This window comes from Hymenobacter sp. AT01-02, from assembly GCF_000961955.2.
Taxonomy (GTDB): Bacteria; Bacteroidota; Bacteroidia; order Cytophagales; family Hymenobacteraceae; genus Hymenobacter; species Hymenobacter mucosus.
The window spans coordinates 1-4705 of record NZ_JZIR02000063.1 but is presented as its reverse complement, the minus strand read 5'-3'; the positions used below and the strand labels follow the sequence as shown (position 1 = coordinate 4705).

Annotated in this window: 6 protein-coding genes; 5 read left to right on the top strand and 1 reads right to left on the bottom strand. The window is 58.6% G+C overall.

Annotated elements, in window-relative coordinates; all coding sequences use genetic code 11:
- Window positions 1-520: 520 nt before the first annotated feature.
- The 5 genes from VI25_RS25980 to VI25_RS25975 all read left to right on the top strand — a co-directional run bounded on the left by VI25_RS25980 (window position 521) and on the right by VI25_RS25975 (window position 4533).
- Window positions 521-862 carry a hypothetical protein gene (locus VI25_RS25980; protein WP_045690821.1) on the top strand — a complete coding sequence of 114 codons (342 nt, stop codon included), beginning with the start codon at window positions 521-523 and terminating at the stop codon, window positions 860-862.
- Between the two features lie 115 nt (window positions 863-977).
- On the top strand, window positions 978-3251 hold the full coding sequence (locus VI25_RS17230; protein WP_055562689.1) for an alpha/beta hydrolase family protein: 2274 nt from the start codon (window positions 978-980) through the stop codon (window positions 3249-3251).
- Window positions 3252-3444: 193 nt separating this feature from the next.
- Window positions 3445-3630, top strand: a complete 186-nt coding sequence (locus VI25_RS17225; protein ID WP_045690553.1) for a hypothetical protein — start codon at window positions 3445-3447, stop codon at window positions 3628-3630.
- A 114-nt stretch (window positions 3631-3744) separates the two neighbouring features.
- Window positions 3745-4188, top strand: coding sequence for a DoxX family protein (locus tag VI25_RS17220; RefSeq protein WP_045690554.1), 444 nt, complete (start codon window positions 3745-3747; stop codon window positions 4186-4188).
- A gap of 105 nt (window positions 4189-4293) precedes the next feature.
- Window positions 4294-4533 carry a chromate transporter gene (locus VI25_RS25975; RefSeq protein WP_052695733.1) on the top strand — a complete coding sequence of 80 codons (240 nt, stop codon included), beginning with the start codon at window positions 4294-4296 and terminating at the stop codon, window positions 4531-4533.
- On the opposite strand, the gene VI25_RS27115 is transcribed toward VI25_RS25975, so the two are convergent.
- A partial coding sequence (locus tag VI25_RS27115) for a hypothetical protein (protein ID WP_236705103.1) occupies window positions 4503-4705 on the bottom strand: 203 nt, incomplete at its 5' end. The genes VI25_RS25975 and VI25_RS27115 overlap by 31 nt on opposite strands.

The following is a 4705-nucleotide window of genomic DNA, read 5'->3' as shown; positions in this document are numbered from 1 at the left end:
TGCTGGCCGGCTCGCAGCCCAAACTGGTGTATTTGCTGCGCTGGCTGCTGCCCCATAAGGTTTTCGCCGGTCTCATCAACCGCACCAACGGCGGCCAGTAGCACGGGGCAGAATGGCCTATCCAGCACTTCCCTTGTACGTCGTAGGGGCACAATCGGGACAAAACGTAGGCGCTTTAGTCGAACTTGTCGTTTTCTGTTCCCTTCGTTAAGCTGAACACTATATTTAGCTAAACGAGGAAAAAACTGTCAACCTGTTCTAGAGCAAGACAAGGGGACTGATCCGAAAACCTATTTTGAGCCTGCACTTGGTTCTCGATCATCCGCTTTTACTAAACCACCTTAAACTGTCACTGCCGAGACCTAGGCTTGAGCGTGTAGACCAACGGGTTTGTACATTTGGAAATAACCACACTTCCAATGCGTAAACTTCTACTTCTCCTCGCTAGCTTGGCCTGCCTGCCGCTGGCAAGGGCGCAGCAGCCCGCCAAAAAGCCGCTCGACCACACGGTGTATGACCGATGGGAAAGCGTGACCAGCCAGAAAATCAGCAACAACGGCAAGTATGTGCTGTATCAGGTGAAGCCCCAGCAGGCGACGGCACGCTCTACATCAAAACCAGTGGCAACCGCACTCTACGGCAGGTAGCCCGCGGCGACTCGGCCCTGTTTACCGCCGATTCCCGGTTCGTAGTGTTTGCCATCAAGCCGCTGTTCAAGGACGTACGGCAAGCCAAAATCAAGAAGAAAAAACCGGAGGAAATGCCCAAGGATTCCCTGGGTGTCTTTGCTCTGGAAACTGGAAAGCTCACCCGCTACGCCGACGTCAAGTCCTTTCAACTGGCGGAGAAAGCTCGGTGGTAGCGTTTCTGGCTATTAAGGCTCGGGTGAAGGAAGCAACGAAAAAAGCCCCAGCCGACACGCTCAAGAAAATTACCGACGACCTGCTGAACGCAAGAAGGAAGGCGGTACCCTCTCGGTGTTGGACCTCCAAAACGGCACCCTGCGCGAGTTTGCGGCCGTGACCGATTACCAAATCAGCAAGCTAGGCAACCGGACGGCCTTTGCAGTAGCCGCACCCAAAAACAATAAGACGGTACAATCGGGCTTGTACGTGTACGACCTGGGCGCGGCTACCCCCAGGCGGATGAGCGCAGGCAAGGGCACATATAAGAACCTAGCCTTCGACGATGCTGGCAAGCAACTGGCCTTTACGGCCGAAAAATACCCCGAAAAAGCCCTGGCAAAGCCCTTTACGCTCTACTATGCTAATTTCCTGGCCGACAGCGCTACCGTTTTGCTGCAGCCCGGGGCCAAAGGCCTGAAGGCGGGCTGGTCGCCGAGTGGCTTCGGCAAGGTGCTGTTCAGCGAAAACGGCGACAAGCTTTTTTTCGGCACTGCCCCCGACCCCATTCCGCAGGATACCACGCTGGTCGAATTTGAACACGCCAAGCTCGATATCTGGAACTACAAGGACGACTACCTGCAGCCCATGCAGCTGAAAAACCTGAAGAAGGATTTGCAGCGCAACTACCTAGCCGTCATCTACCCCAAGCGGGGCAATCACTTCGTGCAGTTGGAAGACGAGTACCTGCGCGACTCGTACATGGCCGACAATACCAACGCCGAGTACGTGCTGGCCGTGACGGACACGGCCAAGCGCATATCCATGCAGTGGCAGGGCAGCACGCTGAAACAGGCGTTCCTGGTATCCACCCTGACCGGCAACCGCATTGCCATCAACCCCAAGGCTGCCAAAAGTCGCTTCCAACTTTCGCCCAACGGCGACTACGCCGTGTGGTACGACCATGCCACCCAGAACTGGTTTTCCTTTGCCGTAGCCACCCGCAAAACCACCAACCTGACCGGTAAAACCGGGGTATCCTTCGCCGACGAGGAAAACGACTCGCCCACTGACCCGGAGGCCTACGGCTTGGCGGCCTGGGCCAAGAACGATGCGGCCGTGCTGCTGTACGACCGGTACGACATGTGGAAAATTGACCCGAAGACGGGCGCTGCCACCAACTTCACCAACGGCCTGGGCCGCAAAAACAAGCTGCGTTTCCGCTACCGGATGCCGGTGGAAGAGCAGAAGTTCATCGAGCCGAAGGAGACCCTGTGGCTGCAAGTACAGCACGACGTTAGTAAAGAATGGGGCTTCTATAAAAAGCCCCTGGCTAGCTCCAACGCCCCCGAGATCGTCGTGATGGGCACCATGGGCTATTCGGCGCTACTACAGGCCAAGAAGGCCAAAAGCTTAGTGTACACCAAGTCCGGCGTACGCCAGCCGGCCGACGTGTACGTGAGCACGGACTTGAAAAAAGAAACCAAGCTCAGCGCCATCAACGCCCAGCAACAGGACTACAACTGGTTCACCGCCGAGCTGGTCCACTGGACCACTCCCAAGGGCTACCAGGCCACCGGCGTGCTCTACAAACCCGAAGACTTCGACCCCAACAAGAAGTACCCCATGGTGGCGTATTTCTACGAGAAGGTGTCGGAAGGCATCTACCGGTACCAGGCGCCCGCGCCTACTCCCTCACGGCTCGATATTGCCATGTTTGCCAGCAACGGCTACTTGGTGTTCACGCCCGACATTAGCTACACCATTGGCGAGCCCGGCCCGTCGGCCGTGGAATTCATCAACTCCGGCGTGGAAGCGTTGAAGAAAAACAGCTGGGTGGATGGGGCACACATTGGTATTCAGGGCCAGAGTTGGGGCGGTTACCAAGTCGCCTACCTCATCACCCAAACCAACATGTACGCCGCCGCTTGGGCCGGGGCCCCCGTCGTGAACATGACGTCGGCCTACGGCGGCATCCGCTGGGAATCGGGCCAGAGCCGGCAGTTCCAGTACGAGCGCACCCAGAGCCGCATCGGCGGCACCCTCTGGGAAAAGCCCGAGCTCTACCTCCGCAACTCGCCGCTATTTGCCTTGCCCAAGGTGCAAACGCCGGTGGTCATCATGTCGAACGATGCCGACGGCGCCGTGCCGTGGTATCAGGGCATCGAAATGTTCACTGACCTGCGCCGCCTGGGCAAACCTGTGTGGCTGCTGCAATACAACGGGGAGGCCCATAACCTAGTCAAGCGCGAAAACCGCAAAGACATTTCTATTCGGGAACTGCAATTCTTCGACCATTACCTGAAAGGGGCCCCCGCCCCAGTGTGGCTGGAGAAGGGGTGCCCGCCGTGGAGAAAGGCCGTAATTGGGGCCTGGAGCTCTCCAAGGAAAACGGGATGTAGAAGCTGAATTTACATCCGTGAGACAACGGCAAAGGCCGAGGCAGCTAGCTGCCTCGGCCTTTGCCGTTGTCTCACGGATGTTGCCCAAATGGTCTTAGAGCCTGTTGGGGAATGCAGCTTAGGATAAATAAAAGTGAGCCACCAAGTTGCGGGTGGAGTGCATAAGTTCCTGTCCGCTTTTTCCTCTTGCAGCGCCACCAGTGGGGCCGCGCCTGCTTACCATCGTCACCGACCGTGCGTATAGCAGCCATTTTGCCGGAGCCCTGCCAGCCTGCGGCCTGTGCCACGAGGTGAGCAACTGCCATTTACTCGGGGTTTTGTGCCGGTGGGACGTCGAGCGTACGTTTGCTTGGCTCAAGTTCTTCTGCCGCCTCGTGCTGGACTAGGAGTACACACCCGAAAGCCACGCGGCGTGGATCTTGTGGGGTAATGTCACCCGCTGCCTCAATTGCCGGCCATAACTTCATAACAAGCCTCCTTTTCATCTAACTCATACGTTCTTGCTTACTCTACTTCGCCGCCTGCTAACCACCACGCCCGACCCCGCTATTCTGCTGATTCGTCTCAGCGTGGGGACCGTTTTCCTCTCGGAAGGCATGCAAAAGTTTCTATTTCCTGACAAACTGGGCGCCGGACGCTTCACCACCATTGGGCTGCCGGCACCGGAGTTTCTCGGCCCATTCGTGGGCACGGTGGAACTTACCTGCGGCCTGCTCGTCCTGCTGGGCCTGCTCACGCGCCTGGCCAGCGGACCGTTGGTCATCATTATGCTGGTGGCAATAGCCAGCACCAAAACGGCGCTGCTGGCCGATAAAGGTTTCTGGGGTATGCTCCACGATAGCCGTACCGATTGGGCCATGCTGCTGGGCAGCCTGTTTCTGCTGGTAAGGGGCGGCGGGAGATGGTCGATGGATGCCCACCTGCAACATGCCGACCATGCGTGAGTCCGTTGCATCCCCTGCCGCCCCGACTTCCCTGGCCGAGCTGGCGGGGTTGTTTCTGCGCCTGGGCACCACGGCGTTCGGCGGGCCGGCGGCCCACGTGGCCTGATGGAAGAGGAAGTGGTGCGCCGCCGCGGCTGGCTTACCCAGCAGCAGTTCCTGGACCTGCTTAGCGCTGCCAACCTCATTCCCGGTCCCAACTCCACCGAGCTGGCCATTCACATCGGCTACGAGCGGCGCGGCTGGGTCGGGCTGCTCGTAGCGGGCACCTGCTTTATCCTGCCGGCTATGCTGCTGGTCATGGGCTTTGCCTGGGTCTACGTGCGCTTCGGCACGTTGCCAGCCTGAGCGGGGTGCTGTACGGGGTGAAGCCCGTCATCGTGGCCGTGGTGGCACAGGCCCTCTGGAGCTGGGTAAATCAGCGCTGCAAACTTGGCCCCTGCGGGTAATGGCCTCATCGTGCTCGTGCTGGGGCTGCTGGGCGTCAACGAGTTGCTACTGCTCTTCGCGGCCGGTGCAG